This is a genomic window from Bradyrhizobium sp. BWC-3-1, from assembly GCF_032917965.1.
GTDB classification, from domain to species: domain Bacteria; phylum Pseudomonadota; class Alphaproteobacteria; order Rhizobiales; family Xanthobacteraceae; genus Bradyrhizobium; species Bradyrhizobium canariense_D.
In genome coordinates this window covers 7217490-7232661 of record NZ_CP136625.1, presented here as the reverse complement: position 1 = coordinate 7232661, position 15172 = coordinate 7217490, and the positions used below count along the sequence as shown (strand labels likewise).

The 15172-nt window shown below is 55.2% G+C and carries 13 protein-coding genes; 1 reads left to right on the top strand and 12 read right to left on the bottom strand.

What is annotated here, in order from left to right:
• Positions 1-7: 7 nt before the first annotated feature.
• The 11 genes from RX329_RS34810 to RX329_RS34765 form a co-directional block, all read right to left on the bottom strand.
• Complete coding sequence (locus tag RX329_RS34810; RefSeq protein ID WP_317245013.1) at positions 8-2407, bottom strand: polysaccharide biosynthesis tyrosine autokinase; 2400 nt, start codon at positions 2405-2407, stop codon at positions 8-10.
• Positions 2408-2522: 115 nt separating this feature from the next.
• Positions 2523-3209: a hypothetical protein gene (locus tag RX329_RS34805; RefSeq protein ID WP_317245012.1), complete on the bottom strand. Its 687-nt coding sequence runs from the start codon at positions 3207-3209 to the stop codon at positions 2523-2525.
• A gap of 86 nt (positions 3210-3295) precedes the next feature.
• Positions 3296-4696, bottom strand: a complete 1401-nt coding sequence (locus RX329_RS34800) for an O-antigen ligase family protein (RefSeq protein ID WP_317245010.1) — start codon at positions 4694-4696, stop codon at positions 3296-3298.
• Between the two features lie 63 nt (positions 4697-4759).
• Positions 4760-5743 (bottom strand): NAD-dependent epimerase/dehydratase family protein, encoded by a 984-nt coding sequence (locus tag RX329_RS34795; RefSeq protein ID WP_317245009.1) that lies wholly within the window; start codon positions 5741-5743, stop codon positions 4760-4762.
• Between the two features lie 4 nt (positions 5744-5747).
• Positions 5748-6620, bottom strand: a complete 873-nt coding sequence (locus RX329_RS34790) for an ABC transporter substrate-binding protein (RefSeq protein ID WP_317245008.1) — start codon at positions 6618-6620, stop codon at positions 5748-5750.
• A gap of 298 nt (positions 6621-6918) precedes the next feature.
• Positions 6919-7374 carry a hypothetical protein gene (locus tag RX329_RS34785; RefSeq protein WP_317245007.1) on the bottom strand — a complete coding sequence of 152 codons (456 nt, stop codon included), beginning with the start codon at positions 7372-7374 and terminating at the stop codon, positions 6919-6921.
• Between the two features lie 10 nt (positions 7375-7384).
• Positions 7385-7849, bottom strand: a complete 465-nt coding sequence (locus RX329_RS42110; RefSeq protein ID WP_377827873.1) for a VOC family protein — start codon at positions 7847-7849, stop codon at positions 7385-7387.
• Positions 7850-7857: 8 nt separating this feature from the next.
• A complete protein-coding gene (locus RX329_RS34780; RefSeq protein WP_317245006.1) occupies positions 7858-8097 on the bottom strand; it encodes an acyl carrier protein in 240 nt (79 codons plus the stop codon).
• 56 nt (positions 8098-8153) lie between these two features.
• A complete protein-coding gene (locus RX329_RS34775) occupies positions 8154-9281 on the bottom strand; it encodes a hypothetical protein (protein ID WP_317245005.1) in 1128 nt (375 codons plus the stop codon).
• Positions 9282-10721: an MBOAT family O-acyltransferase gene (locus RX329_RS34770; RefSeq protein ID WP_317245004.1), complete on the bottom strand. Its 1440-nt coding sequence runs from the start codon at positions 10719-10721 to the stop codon at positions 9282-9284. It abuts the gene before it with no gap.
• Positions 10722-10766: 45 nt separating this feature from the next.
• Positions 10767-12440, bottom strand: a complete 1674-nt coding sequence (locus RX329_RS34765; protein ID WP_317245003.1) for an HAD-IIIC family phosphatase — start codon at positions 12438-12440, stop codon at positions 10767-10769.
• A gap of 462 nt (positions 12441-12902) precedes the next feature.
• On the opposite strand from RX329_RS34765, the gene RX329_RS34760 reads away from it, so the two are divergent.
• The gene (locus tag RX329_RS34760; RefSeq protein ID WP_317245002.1) at positions 12903-13967 is read left to right on the top strand and encodes a glycosyltransferase family 2 protein; all 1065 of its coding nucleotides are present in this window, start codon (positions 12903-12905) and stop codon (positions 13965-13967) included.
• Here RX329_RS34760 and RX329_RS34755 read toward each other — a convergent pair.
• On the bottom strand, positions 13926-15122 hold the full coding sequence (locus RX329_RS34755; protein WP_317245001.1) for a hypothetical protein: 1197 nt from the start codon (positions 15120-15122) through the stop codon (positions 13926-13928). The two genes, RX329_RS34760 and RX329_RS34755, sit on opposite strands and share 42 nt — an antisense overlap.
• Positions 15123-15172: the final 50 nt, after the last annotated feature.

Sequence of the window (15172 nt, the reverse complement as noted above, 5' to 3'; positions counted from 1 at the left end):
TGGCTGACTAGTCCACGTATCCGTAGCGTTTGTAGTATCGGTTGCGGTAATAGCCTCCGCTATAGGAATCGTAGCGGTTCATCGCGGCCAAGTTCACCTTGTTAAGAACGGCGCCGAGCATGTGCTCGCGAACAAGGGGATTTTCCCGCAAGACTCGCTCGACCACGTCGACCTTCGCTTTGGCCCACTCGACAATGAGAATGTAGGAGTCGACGAGACCGCCGGTGGCGCGAACGTCGATCACAGGAGCCATAGGGCTCAAGTCCAAAATGATCCGGTCGTACTGTTCACGAAGATGCTGAAAAAGCTTCTCCATTTGCACGGACGCCAGCAGATCACTCGAGTTCGAAAATCGAGACGCCGCCACGCAAGGAAGAAAATGCAGATTGGTTTGCGGATCGACCCAGATCACGTCCGTTAGATCGGCCTTGCCAAATACGACTTCAATCAATCCAGCATCGGCCGACCGTGCAAGCCGGTCGGTGAGGCTTGGGTTACGGAGGTCTCCGTCAATCAGAAGTGTACGTAGGCCACTTTGTGCCGTGGTCTGAGCCAAGGCTTCGCTAACGGTGGATTTTCCTTCATTGGGAAGAGCGGATGTGATGCCCAAGACTTTGTGTGGCGTCCCGAACTTGCTCAAGTCGGCCGCCAATTTGATCGACCGGAGTGCCTCCGCAAATCGGGAAAAGGGCGAGTTGATCGCGAACCGTCCGACGCTGTTATCGATGGTGAGCAGCCGGTCAGTGCTGGATCGTGAATGAGTTCTCCCTACATCGGCGCGCAGCGATTTACCCGCTGCTTCGCTGGATCGCGACCATGCCTCCGCTCTGCTCCTGGACAATGGGGACCACCGTTTGATGAGCTTCAAGGGCAGTCCCATTCCAGCTTCTGCCTCCGACCCGATCACCGGAATGGATGCTAAACAGTTGGTCTGAAGCAAGCGTTCAACCTGATGGACGGTGCGGAAGACGCGGTCCAGCATTTCGAGGAAAATCGCCACTAAGCCCGAGAGGATGCATCCGCCGACGATACCCGCGAGGAGAACCAAAGCAGACTTGGGAGAAGTCTTCGGCGTCGACAATTGTGAGGCCTGGGTGATGACCCTTGCTTCGGTAATCGGGAATGACTGCTGCTGGACTGATACCATGTAGAGCTGAAGGAAATTCTCTGACAGCGCGCGCGCGCTCTGCGCGTTGCTCTCGAGGTCCTTCAAAACGATCTGGGCTTGGCTTGTATCATTGGAAACGGCGATCGTCTCGTTCAGGCTTTTCTGGCTGGATTCTTCACGCGCCTTGGCGATCGCCAGGTCGCTCTTGTAGCCTTCTGCCGTGCGTCGGAGCTCATCGATAATGGAGTGCCGAATTTCGCGCATTTGATTGCGCAAATTGACCACGGCCAAATGAGTTGGACCATATCGATTGGACCAATCCGCAGCGCGGCCCGCATAATCGAGATAGGTCTGCCTCAACTTGGTGATGACGGGGTTAGCCATTGAATCGTTGACGGCGCCCAAATCGTTCAGGATCACTCGCGAATCATTGTCGTCCGCATTCAAGATCGAGGTAATGCGCTCGAGCTTGGCCTGGGCCTCGGCGCGCTTTGCGCGAGCCTCGGTCAAAGCGCTGTTGATCTCCGCCAACTGTTGCTCGGTCAGCAGACGTCCGCCTGCGTCAACGATGTTGTTTTTTGCCTTGTAATCGACCACTGTCCGCTCCGCCGCAGAGGCCTGGGCGCGGAGTTCTTTGAGCCGGTCTTGAAGCCAGACCGCCGCACGGCGCGAAGCCTGATATTTCGATTCAAGAGAATCTGTAATGTAATTCTCTGCGACCGCGTTGGCGATCCGCGCGGCCAACTCTGGCGAGGTGGACTGGTATGCTATCTCGATAACATAGCTAAATCCGACCCGCTTGATCGTGAGCCCGCTCTGAATCCTCCCAACGGCGGCTCGCATCAGTCCATCGTCAGATGGCTTTTCTTCAGGGAAAAAGCTCGAAAGCAGCTGCGATAGCCCGCTCAGCAGCCCAGCGTCCTCTTGCATAAAGTCTGGGGAGTCCAAGAGACGGAGGTCCCGGATGACCGCGGAGGCGATCGTCTCCGATTTCAGCACTTCAACCTGGCTGTCGACCATCGCCGAATCTATAGGATTATCTCCGCCAACCGCCGATTGTGTTTGAAGTCCCTGCATCTTGCGGCTGTCGATCATAAGGACAGCGGTCCCGGTGTAGCGCTTGGTCGCCCCTAACAAATACGTGCCTGCAAGACCCAGGCAGAGGAGAACCGTGATAATCATCACGGGATATTGCCGAGCAACGAGACCGATGGCCGACGAAACAGTCTGTTCCAGCGAGGCTGAATCGGTGCTTTGAACCTGTGCCGGAGAGGGAGATGAAATTCGTGTCTGAAGCATCCGACCCGTCTGTCTGATGAGCTGCGCCGCGGCGGCCGAATAGAGGCTAACCGCTCCGAGCGCAGATAAGCGTGATTTAAAGCATCACGAAGGCCAAACTGCGATGCTCAAATGCTCAGGGACAGGTCCCTGAGACAGAGCAGATGATCGTCGTGGTGTTGCTCCCGCCTGCTGATCCCGCTCCGCCAACGCTCGAACTGAAATAGTTCGTCGGGTTGTTAGAGACGCTGTTCGATACGAAGCTCTGGAAGGATGTCCCGGAGAATGCACCCCCGGTCGGTGTCGTCTGACCGCCAACGCCGCCGGAAGATCCTGTCGTGGCCCCTGACAGAGCTACGCTTCGGGTCGGATCGTTTCCGGTAACGGCAGCGTACTGGCCGTTTGCATCGGGCGACCCGGTCGCACCAAGGTCGCCTTGAATTTCCAAAGCGAAAGTCAGGTCGGTCGTTTTGCAAACATTCGCCGCCTTACCGAGGCCGGTGCCGATAGCTTTTTGGAGGTCGGAGGTCGATGGTCCCTTGCCGGTCAAGTCCTTGAGGACACTAAGCACCGCCGGCAGCGCCTGAGGATAGGAGGCGACGAAGGTCTGGACATCTGCCGCGATCTCTTCGGACGTGCGAGGTCCATTGGGTCCATCCAAAAGGGATGATGGATTGGTGGTAAAATTCGCCGCCTTTTGGGCAGCGTCAGCATCGCTTACGCAGGCGGCAATGGCGCCGGTGGGAAAGTACAATGTCAGCGCACAGAGCGCGGCTGAGAAGAAAATGTACTTCGAAAACGCCGAGCCTTCTGGTGCCTTCATGATCAAACCATCCACTTTGTGACCTAATTGCGTGTTTTTAAAAGAAAATTAGGCAAATGTACAGTGCCGCAAAGCACCCTGTGAGGTTAGGTTAATGGCGGTTCACTGCTTGAAAAGGATTGAGCCATTCCCATACCCAGGATGGGGCAGATCGCCAAACTAAAGCCCGGAATTTGCAGGGGAAAATCGACCTGCGAATGAACTGCCGCCAAGGTAGCGACCCAAAAGGCCGCCGTTGGAAAAATTCCGTCCCGATTGCGCCGTGTTATTCCGCGCCCGAGAATGAGAAGGGCGACCAGCCAGCCGGCTGCTACGATCGCGGTGAAGGGGATGCCCATTTCTGAGGCAAATTCCAGGGTGGTATTATGGCCCTGTTCCCACGTGCCATAGGAAGGAAGCTCTCCGCTCCGATACGCTGGAAAGATCCAGCGAAAGGTCCCAAGTCCGGAACCGAACCATGGATACTCCTTGATGATTTCGGCCATTGACAAATAGGCGTGCCAGCGTCCGGCATCAAAGAAGCCCTGGGTGCCAAATCTACGGTTGACGCTGGGCGCAAAAATCGAAATTGCTCCAATAATCAATATTACGGCCGCGATCGGAAAAACCCACAACAAGTGCCGCTGTTTCAATTGATTGCGGAAGTGAGTTCCGAGAGCCCCCGCCATGCAAAGCAGGGACACAACCGAACCAGCGCGCGAGCCGGTCATCATGGTCGCAGCCAGGATGACGAAACAGGCCAGCAGGTGGAGCACTGTTTGCGAAGACGCCACTCGACGGCGAAACCTGATCTGCTCGCGCCAAGAAAGCGGAGCCGAGCTGTTGTTCATTGAGCTCGCAAAAACCAATAACCATCCAACGCTTGCGGCTCCGAAGTACGAGGCCGCAACATTTGGATTGATGAAGGTCGCTGTCACCGCATTCAAATAATTGAATTTTTGGTGCCAAAGTAAATAGTTGGGCCAAAAGATGAACGCGAACAATCCATACACCGCGTAGGCTAGTGCGGATGCTAAAAAGGCCATCAACAGCCAACGGGCAGCACGTCTATCACGGCCGACCAGATAGCCGCAGAGCATCGACATCCAACAAGCGATCTGTGATCCCATAGCAAAAAACGGCTGATTTCGCGCTACCGAAACCGAGCCAGTTAAATCTTGCCCTAGAATAGCCGAGGCCTGCTGCCAAATCGAAGCCGTCAACCATGCGGATGGCAGCGAAGCTGTTCCTAACTGTGCGCCAACAACAAAGGTCCAAGCCAGCGAAATTGTTGCGAAGCCGATGATGAATGAAAGGTCGCGAGAGCTTACTGGTCGCAAACTCGCCAAAAGGAGCACGGCCGACAGCAAAAGTATCCAGACCGCCACAATCCGCATGTCCATGGACGCAAATGGCAGCGGTGCGAGGGCAACGACCGCGCACAAGCCAATAGTCGCCGTGAAGCGGGCGTAGCTGAGGGCCGCATTTGCGGTGGACACACTCGTCACGTTGTCTCGTGGTGCGAACGTAAGCTTTGTGGGTAGCCGATGGGAGCCCCCTTAGAAGAACGGCTAATCGAAATCCTTCAGAGTGGAATCTCGTCTCCATTCTGCGAGCGAGGCATCCATATCATAGGAAAACTCGAAACCGTTCGCGACGAGGCGTTTGGGTAGAATATTCGTGGAAAACCACAATTTCTTTACCCGCTCGCGGTTGATCCCCGTCTTTAGGCCAACGCTTTGCAGGATTTCAAACGGAAGCACTGCGAGATTCATCAACCAAATCGGAACGGTGAGCTGCGGTTGGGCATAACCAGCGACCCTCGAGAAAGAAGCGCATATCTCGCTGATGGAATATCTGCGCTCAAAGCAGAAATTATAGATCGATACGCCGTGATTTCGCGCCGGCATGTAGATCATCGAGCTGATGAGATCCTTGACGTAGCCACAGGATTTGATGGTGTCCGTTCTGCCAGGATAGATGAAAGCCTTTTTTTGCATCATCCGCGACAGACGCGTAAAATTTCCACGCTCGTAAAGTCCGTAGATGACAGCGGGCCGAACAATGGTCAGCTTCCGGTTCGGTGCCCCGGATTGCCAAAGCAAATGTATTTTTTCGGCCGCAAGCTTTGAGCGGCCGTAGGCGCTTACAGGCCTCGGCATGGCGTCCTCATCAAGCGCGGCCTCGCTTGGTCCATAGATCGAGATGGAGCTCGTGAAAACAATATCCTTGCAGCCGATTTCGTCGGCAAACCTGCAAACGTTAACCGCCCCTAAGACGTTGGTGTAGTAGTAATCGCCGTCCGGGTGACCTGGCGTGACGTGAACGGCCGCAAGATTGAAGATGTCGACAGGGTCTCCGTTGGAGATGCCGGGGGCAATCGTGTCACGCACATCATGGTGCAGATATTCGACGCCGGCAACGCGACTTCTAGGTTCGCTGATGTCGATGGAAACAACGCGATCATACTTGCCGGATGACACTAGGTAGCTTGTCAGGTGAGTCCCGATGAAGCCGGCACCACCAAAGACAATAGCTTGAGTACCGCTTGACATTGGATCAAGGCTCGCTGCGATCTAGGTTACGTGCCTCCTTACGGTAGGCCTCTTTCAAAACATCGTAGTTGATTGCACGGTTTAGATCCACGGGCTCCTGAATGATACGTCGCTGCAAAAGTTGGGATGCCAGAACACGAATGCGTCTCTCATCTAGCTCGCCAAATCTCGTGCCAAAGGGGCGCAAGAAACGGCGCTGATTATCCATCAGGCGAGATGTCAAAGCGATCGGGAGAGGAGGGGAAGTGGAATTGGCGATTTCAGGAATTGTTCTTCCATAATCGGCGTAGGCGGCACTCCAACCCTCCGCCGTACCGGTGATGAACTTTTCAAGATTGCGTCGCTTGGCAAGGGCGCGCTCCTGAACAAAGTATACCGGTCCGGCAGCATGGACGCCGTAGCCGTCGGGGCTAAGGGTCCTATAGTCGATGTTCAATTGCGACAATTGCTGACCTTCGACGTCCGCGCGCCCAAGAAGCACATCTATCTTTCGGTCCAGGAGATCCTGCAGCGCCGCTCCACTTTCGATCAAAACAATCCTGCTCTGCGCCAGGGAGTTCTTTCTGACAAACTCGTAGAAAACAGCCGAGAGTTCCGGCCCGCCCTTATATCCAATGCGTTTGCCCTCGAGGTCCGACGGCTTCAAAAGCGCGGTGTCGGGCAGCGTAAAAAACTGGACGGAGCTGACTGCAAAGCTTCCGGCGAAAGCCAGAATTGGCGAGCCTTCAGATCGCGCCTTTAAAAATCCGGCGGTTGAAGCCAGGCCGATGGTATTCTCATCGGCTACGACTGCTGCGATGGCATCGTTGTCCACCGAGCCTGAGTGCACGCGGATGTTGAGTCCGGCTTGGGCGAAAATGCCGTCGGAGATAGCCACAATGGTTCCGGCAGCTGCCGGCGATATCGGGTCGCTCAACTGAAGCGTGTACTGGACAACAGCCTCGTTAGGTTTGAGAGCGTCACTCCGGGAGGGCTTCAACCAAAACAACAGAGCTGCGGCCAAAGCGCAGGCGACCACCAATCCGCTGAGGCCATAGGAACCGATGTGGACTTTGCCGGCGCTTCGTCGAGCTCTGTTCATCGAAATATTGGTTCTCAGGCCGGCGCCGATGAATACTTCACCAGCCGCATCGTTGGGGACAAGGAGCGCAGAACTGGCCGGGCTTCAAGACGGTTCAATAGAGTTCACGGTACTGATATCTGAATGAAGTCGATCCTGGCGCGACTCCTAAAGTCCTTTGCAGCTTTTGATACCCCACCAACGGCACAATAATACAGTCCTTACTGCCGGCGTAGCAAACTTCGATCCGGATCGATTGGCCACAGATGTTACCCACGAGCACGACCTGATCGATAATTTTTGGGTTCAGTGTTTGAGGGCGAGCCATCGGATGGACCGAGATGCAGGCTTGGCCATCTGGTGTCTTGTGGACTGGCGCGTAAGTCCCGCTCATGCCTTGGAAGCGATCGCTCGATTGCGACGCAACTCCTGTGCCGCCGTAAATTGGCGCGGTTTTCTTACCGAGATCCTGAGCATAGGCCGATCCTGTAGAGATCTGTAAGGCAATGAGTACCGCGCATAAAGCCTGATTGGCCTGCCGCAGGATGTTGCAAAGAGCAAGGTTTGACATTGGTAGTCCGCTATTCTGGCTGCTGCCGCCCTGGTTGCAGGCTCGTATGCAATATTTCGATAAGACCGAAGCCAGAGACATGGTGAAACGAAACTTCCTGCCCATCAAACAACACCGCGGCGGTAGGCGGGCTAAGGGTTATGACCTCATTGCCGGCAGCCGAAAGCGCACCTAGCGCCGCGTCTGCGTCGGGGCATGCATAGCATATATGATAAATCATTGAGCCCGTCTTTTCGATAAGCTTGTCGACCGGAGAGGGACCGTCCCCAGGCCAAATCACCTCAATATCGGGCATAGTGGGGTGGTGGTGCATGGCCAGGTTGACCCTCTGTAGAGGGTCAAACACCGAATTTCCGGGCGAATATCCAAGCGACGCTAGGTAGCGAAAGGCGTCGTCGCGAGACGCAACAGCCAAGCCCAAATGGTGAAAGGAAAGGTTCGCCAATGCTGGAGCGATATGGGGCGATGCAGGCACGCGACTTCTCAAAGTTTCTTCTGAATAAGCGCGACCAGTTCACCGACGTTCTTCAGGCCACCAATCTCGGATGCGGAGAATTTGATGCCGAAGGATTTCGAAACCGCCAAAACCAAGCGAATGTGGGACAGGCTATCCCAGCCATCAACATCGTCGGCCGTTGTTTCGGGCGTCAGATCGAGGTCTTCCTCGTCGAAGACATCGCGGAAGACAGTTGTTATTCTGGAGTAAATCTGGGATTGATCCATGGGGGTCCTTTTAACGGATCGAAACGTCGGCCATTCGCCACCGTTCGGATGGCTTTTCAACGGCCCGATGTCGTTGCGGATTGCTCCGGAGCGTGCAGCGAAGCCTGAGGCTTGGCAGTCTTGTCGCAAACAAGCGGATTCAAGACATCCGCCAACCTGTCCGACCAGATATTTGCCAAGTGCCGCTTAGCATGTACCTCGTCAGAGTAGTCTTCGTTTCCGTCCAGATCGCTCATGGACATCGAGACAAAGTTCGGTCGATCTTTGAATTGCCGAGACAGATCCTCTATCTTTTGTTCGTAGTCCTGGTGATAGGGACTTCTATCTCGATGCCAGGCGGGAATCGGGAGATCCACGAGCAGCACTGTTTCTCCGGCGTTCACCAAGGATCCTATCACGTTCCTCAGCAGGTCTACCTCCTTCTCAGATATCCTGCTGGTAGATCCCATGGTTTTGTCCCAATAATCCAAAGCGTTTCTTTTTTCTTGCTCCGACATCACAGCGGCTTCGCGCTCGATCTCGGTCCGTTGCGCGGACCGGCGGCCTGTAAGGAGCAGATTGGCGGCCGACCTCGCCTCGCGTGCGGCCTTTTCAACCAGCAATAGCGGACGAAGCATCATCACTCCGACATCAAGCCAATTCGGCGGTAGGACTGCTACCGGGCCTTCAGGTGTCCGTCTATAGAAGCCGTACCTGTATCGTTCAATATCGAGGTCGGTGTCGCCGCGGTTTCGGTCCGGATCGACGTACTTGATCTCCGAATCGACAAACATCCCGTACCATACGCTGATCACGAATGTATTGAGGGTGCGGTCTCGATTGCCTTGCGTCTCATGGATCAGGTCGATGACCTGCTTGACCTCCGAGACATTGGAGCCGCCGATGGCCAAGTTACTTACCTGGGCGCATTCAAATTTTGATTGAATGCGTCGCTGCAAAAATCCAACCGCTGCGTTGGATGCTCCCACGACGAGCACCTTGTTGCCTGGGCCGTCGAGCACGCTGCGTCCCAGGAACACATACTTCGGAACGGTCATGAACAAGGTGCGTTCGGCGGCTTGGAAGTCCCGAACTCCTCCGCGCGAAGGGTCCGGGAAAACCAGAAAGGAAACACCTCCCACCAAACCGTAGAGAAGCGCGAAGGACGCAAACGTCAGTGCGGCCTGTTGAAGGATGTATTTCACTCAAAACGCCTTGTAGACGAAGTCGGGAGCCTTATGAAGCAGAGTAGCGACTACGACGATCGCCATCATCTTGCCTGCCAGTGCGAGGTTTTTGCCCAGCAAGCTATCACGGATCGTCGCTAGCGCCTCCGGCACCGTCACGCGCGGAACAATATGATCGGCGACGAACCAGAAAAGCGCGAATGCGACGGCTATCGCAACAAAGGCCAGCGATATTCCCGCGGGGCCAAGCTTGGCGAGCAGCGAATTGAAATTCGACAGCTCGGGCACCCATAAACAGGTCAATGCAATCACAAAATAGCCGACGGTAATACCGCGCGAAATATAGATGTACGCTACGGACGAGGTCAGCGTCCGATAACCCTTCTTTCCCAATCGCTCGTTGCACGCGACCTGCCAAAGTTTATTGATGCTCGCGCCGGCCCCCATGAGCAGTCCGTACACAACGAATACGGCGGTTGTGCCATGCCAAACGCCCATGACAAGAAATGTAATGAAGAACGCCAGAACGCCAAGATACGCCGTTAGCGCAGGCGCGGGGAAGCAAGACATCAACAACATGACAAGGGGGTTGAACAGGTAAAACTTGAACCATTGCGACAATGTCATGTGCCAGCGTTGCCAGAATTCCAAAAAGCTGCGAGCCGAAAAAGGCCTATCGAAGTTTTCCGGCAGGACTTGCCCGAGCAAGAGCCCGCTTCCGACTACAATATCCATATACCCTGAGAAGTTGTAGTAGAGGTAGATCGTGTATAGCGAAGCCACTAGGCCATAAATTGCACAAAGCTTCATCAGCGGGAGATCGCCGAGCTGGAAAAGCTGAGGCTTCAAAAATGAAAACGCGTATTCCGCCGTGGCTGCAACGACGACGAACTTTAGGTAGCCGGCAGTGATTCTCGCGAAGGCCTGATAGACGACGGTCGAATCGAGCTTGACGACGGCAATGCCGTCGGCGGAGCGAAATTCTTGATAACGTTGAATCGGGCCGGAAACAAAGCACAGAAAGTTGCAGGTGTATCGGAAGAACGCGATCGGAGGGATTCGCTCGGCAATGTCTCCCGAGCGAACGTCCACCATGATGTGCAGAATGCGAAAAAGAATGTAGGAGAGTCCGATCGTCAAATAAGGAAAGGAAAGCTGCCCCACATCTTCGAAGAAGGAGAAACGTTTTAGAAAAACATAACAGCTCAATACGCTAAGGATACCAAGGCCCAACACGAGCGTAGATTTCCGCGCATAAAGAACTGAGGTCCATAGATAGCCCAGCAGCAGAAATCCGAGGAGCGGCAATGCCTGACTGTAATCGGTAAGATAGCTTGCGATGAAGATCGCGTTGGCCAAGGCAAGGACAAGCCTGCGGAAAAAGACAGAGTCGGTGACGTTGCTTGCGACCACGACGGCTGCCAAGAATGCGAGGAACAGAGGTGAGGTAAGACTCATCGAGAGTTCGATCTATGCCAGCTTGCAATGTTGTTGTGGACCGGATCAGGCGGGCTCCATCTGGGACTTTTCACGCTCGACGGCCATCGGCAAATCGCCGGGCTGCATGTCGGTCTTCAACTCCCATCGAATGCTGCCGTCGGAGGCCTCCTCGATTCGGGAAAATCCCAGCTTGCCGTAGTGCTCGCGGACCATCTCGTTTCGCTCTGTCGGAATGTAAATGCCCTCCAGGATTGAAACGCCCGCGGCGCGGGCGCGCAGCAGAATTTCTGCCAAGACCGCTTGTTCCACGCAGCGCCCCAGCACGCGACAACTCATCAACCATGTGTCTATGGTCCAGGTCTCTGGCCGGGAAGGGCGACATATCACGACGCATATGATGCCGTTGTCTCCGAACTTATCAAAGAGTCTCGCGTGCAAGCTCATCGCTTCTTGATCGAGTTCAAGCTGCTCCACCTGAGATTCGGTATAGCGGCGAGTGGTCAGATTGAATTGGTTGCTCTTGTTGATCAGCTGCGTGACGCGTGATCTCGTAGTGCCGTCAAAGGATCCGAAAACGATGCGCATCTCCAAGGAGCGTAGATAAGATTGCAGATCCGAAGTCTGCCCTAGCAGACTCAGCCGACGGGCGTTGGCCTGGTACATCTGTGCGCGTGAACGGTCTTCTTCGGAGAATTCGGTCGCTTCAAAATACCCCGCGGCGGCGAGCGTCCGTGCATAGTCGGCTGGGTCGCTCTCCAATTCGGGGACCGCGACTTCGGGAATTTCGCGCCTAATAAGGCCTCGCTCGACGGGATTGTCATCGAGAAAGACCAGCGAATCCAATCCCAATGAGAGCTCCTTTGCGATGGCGCGGATATTAGCTGCCTTATCGTCCCAATTGGCCTGGAAGACCGCGATGTGTTCTTCTTTCAGGAGCATGTCGGGATGCTCTTTGAATGGCCGGCGCGCCACGGCATCGGTATTCTTGGAACTAACCGCAAGGACGATCCCGCGCGCGCGGAGGGTGAGGGCGGCCTGTTGAACCGATAAAAATGCCTCGCCTGTGGCGTCGCCCTGTGCCAATTGAATTCCGTCCAGGCCATCATCGCCGATGACGCCCCCCCAAACGGTATTATCGAGGTCCAATACGAGACAACGGCGACTCTTGCCACGCATTGCGCTGATGATTCGGCAGACGTGGTCAGCGTAAAGCGGAACGTAAGCATCGGCGAACGGCAATTTAGCCAAATTCCATTGCGCTGGGGAATGCCAGTCCGCAAGCCCCACGGTTTCGGCGATGCCGGCCACGTCCAGGAGCAAATCCGTCGATTGCTGAACCGAACCGCAGACCTGTTGATTGAAGCGATCAACGAGATTCCTTGTCGTTCCGGTCAACGCACGATCAAACGATCCGAACAGTCCTTCCGGCGGAGCCGCTAAGGTCTGCACGATGCACAAAGCACCGCTGTTGCGGGCAATCGCTGCCCGAATTAACTCCAGTAGGCCGATCGCGGCTTCAACGCTGTTGGCGGCGGCCTGCTCGTCGCCCGGACTGGCTCGCAGGGCGAGGCCACGATGATCAAGGGCAACTAGCACAGCATCAGGTCGCGCTGTGTTCAAGGTCGAGTCGGGCTGCAGAGCGTCCTGCAGGAACTGATCGTAGGCACCCGTAATACACTCTAGCGAAAAGCCATGGCGTGCTGCCGAAGCAATCAAGAGCGGGACAATAAGGTCCAAAGTGCCGTTTCCGATTAAGCCGAGGCGAAACGGGATAAGAGGACGAAGGGAGTGCCCCTGCTTGCGGAGGGACAGAATAGTGCGCCCTAAACGCGACAATTGCCGCTCGTCCAACGCCTGGGTCGCTAGGTGCCGAATTTGCCTTCCGACGTCGCTTCCACCATTAGCCAGCTCCCTGCAACGGGAGGAGAAATCGGCAGGCGGTCTTGGAAGCCAAGATAGTTCCCGATAGAGTTCCACGGACACGGCTGATTCAGTCCCCTCTGAGGTGCGGGTCGGCTGTTTGTGCAGAGCAAAAGACATACCATGTAAGGGTTGTCAGATCAGTGAAAACAATTGGACAATTTCGCGGCGCCTGTGCGCGTCATGCCTCGCATTCACAACCTTTGGCCATGGCTGTCATAGGTCTAAACAAGACCTCGTCTAACACGAGCTAATTGGTTTTCGTCAATCGGGGTCAGAATGGCTCAAGTGTCGTCTGAACTAGTACTGTCCGTGATCATTCCCAACCACAACTATGCAAGGTATGTGGGGAGCGCAATTTCGAGTGCCTTGGGGGTGAGGTGGCCGAGGGTGGAGGTGATCGTCGTCGATGACGGGTCTACCGATAATTCGCTGGACGTAATTAAGGCATTTGCAAACAGAATAACGCTCATAGAGCAGGCAAATGCCGGACAGATGCGGTCCTGCGTCACCGGTTTTAACCGGTCGTCAGGCGATGTGATCATCTTCTTGGACTCTGACGACGCTCTGCATCCGGACGTAATGGCTGAAATTGCTGCCGTGTGGAGCGAGAAGGCGAGCAAGTTTCAGTTTCAGATGCGGACTATCGACGCAAATGGAAAAGCTACGGGCAACATTCTGCCGCAGTATTTTGTGACGCCTACGCCGCAGCAAATTCGTGAGTGGGTCACCACTGCGGGCGTGTACCCATCCCCGCCGGGGTCCGGAAATGCCTATCCACGCGAGATCGTCGATCACATCTTCAAATTCAGGACCGAGTTTACCGATAGGGCACCCGATAGTTATCTGGTAACGGCCGCCCCCGCGTTCGGAGATGTCGTTACAATCCCTAAGCCGCTCGTGGATTATCGTGTCCACGGCGCCAATCACGGTGCGTTCCTCGAGTTGGAAGACCGCCGTTTCGCACGCGAGGTGGATGTCACGCAGCGCCGGTTCGGGTTTTTTCGCGAAGTTGCCGCCAACGTTGGGTTTCCCGTTGCGCCTGACGCCTTGAACAGAAACATGCAATTTCTATGTTTACGGACTGCGTCCTACGCGTTGCGGCCGGAGTGCCATCCGATCGAAAGTGACAGTGCTGCACAGATTATATCTGACTTGTTCCAGGCGCTTTCTTACCCGCAGGGTTTCTCATGTTCCCAGCGAATGTCATTATTTTTCTGGGCACTGGGGGTGCTGGCCGGACCGAGGCAGCTTTCGCGGTCACTGGCTAGCTGGCGCTATGCGCCGACCAGCCGTCCCAAGCTAATGAAATTCGCGCTTAGTCTGTTTCGCGTGGTGAGGTAACGTCGATTGCGTCGCAGAGCCCGAGGCCGGCTTGGGCACAAGAGTCAGAAGCCAAATCAAGCAACAGTAGCCGGGCTTGAGCAGGAAGGAGAAGATGATCCAACTCACCAACAAGAAGTGACAAGTCTCCAGCGTCATGGCGCTCGAATATAGCCGGCTAGCCACTAGGATCAGGAGCAGGACAAACCCGATCAAGCCGTACTCGTATGTCACTTTAGACCAAGTCGGGTCGGCGACCTCATAGCCGAATCTGCCAATCCCGATGTCCCGGAAAAAGCTGCCAGCGCCTTTGCCCAGCCATGTTGGGAATGTTCCGCTGTCGAAGCTGTTTTGCACCATCTCCATGGGGGCTACGAAGCGAGCATAGGCGCTGGTGCCGGTTTGCCCAAATTCAGACAGGCGACCAAACCACGGGGTCAGGAAAGGAAGCTCAAGACTGTATAGCACGAGAAGCAACAGCAGCGTGCCAACCGCGTAGCTGACGAAAGCAGGAATGCGACCTACCGACTTTGGCAGCAGCAATCCGGCGAATACCGCGATCAGACCAGAGCCGGAGAGCGAGCAAAGCAAGCCCGTCGCAAGCAAACCCAAAGTGAGGAGCCTTTTCCTAGATCGATATTCAATGAGAAGCGCTAGCCCGGTCACGAGGGATAGGTCCGCTGACTCACGAAGAAAGAATCCGTTGGCTTTTACGATGCCGCCGTCCTGGCGAAAAAACGTGTAGGAGCCTGCGCCCCGAATGGACGAGGGTAAGAGAAAGTAAATGTTGGCCAGTGAGGTCAGCTTTAGGACATTCACCAGCAGGATTTGTAAAACGGCTGTTGCTGCAATCACGGAGGCGGCCGCGACATAGGCCTTTAGCGTGTAATCAAGAACCGGCTGGAGACCGGCGCGCCGTTCCAAGCGGAAGCAAAATGGCGCATAAAGGGCGCATAGAAGCAAAAACGAACTCCATGACGTCGTAGAGGTTGCAAAGGGAACGCGCAGTGCGGCCAAGGCGATCATGGTCGCAAGGATGAACAGCGAGGGAATGCTGATAGCTGCATATCCGGAAAACAGGAGGTAGCCTGTGGTCACGGCGTAAAAGACCAGGTCGGATGCGAGCGGAAACTCGCCAATATTGTAGGCAATCTGGCCGAGAAACAGAATGGACAATATCGAGATCCAAACCAAGGCCTTTCCGGTCGCGTTTAGCTCGAAATCTG

Excerpts from the sequence above, each read along its gene's own strand:
- RX329_RS34795 (WP_317245009.1), bottom strand. The coding sequence starts at position 5,743 with ATGTCAAGCGGTACTCAAGCTATTGTCTTTGGTGGTGCCGGCTTCATC.
- RX329_RS34780 (WP_317245006.1), bottom strand. The coding sequence starts at position 8,097 with ATGGATCAATCCCAGATTTACTCCAGAATAACAACTGTCTTCCGCGAT.
- RX329_RS34760 (WP_317245002.1), top strand. The coding sequence starts at position 12,903 with ATGGCTCAAGTGTCGTCTGAACTAGTACTGTCCGTGATCATTCCCAAC.
- RX329_RS34810 (WP_317245013.1), bottom strand. The coding sequence starts at position 2,407 with ATGCTTCAGACACGAATTTCATCTCCCTCTCCGGCACAGGTTCAAAGC.
- RX329_RS34770 (WP_317245004.1), bottom strand. The coding sequence starts at position 10,721 with ATGAGTCTTACCTCACCTCTGTTCCTCGCATTCTTGGCAGCCGTCGTG.
- RX329_RS34805 (WP_317245012.1), bottom strand. The coding sequence starts at position 3,209 with ATGAAGGCACCAGAAGGCTCGGCGTTTTCGAAGTACATTTTCTTCTCA.
- RX329_RS34785 (WP_317245007.1), bottom strand. The coding sequence starts at position 7,374 with ATGTCAAACCTTGCTCTTTGCAACATCCTGCGGCAGGCCAATCAGGCT.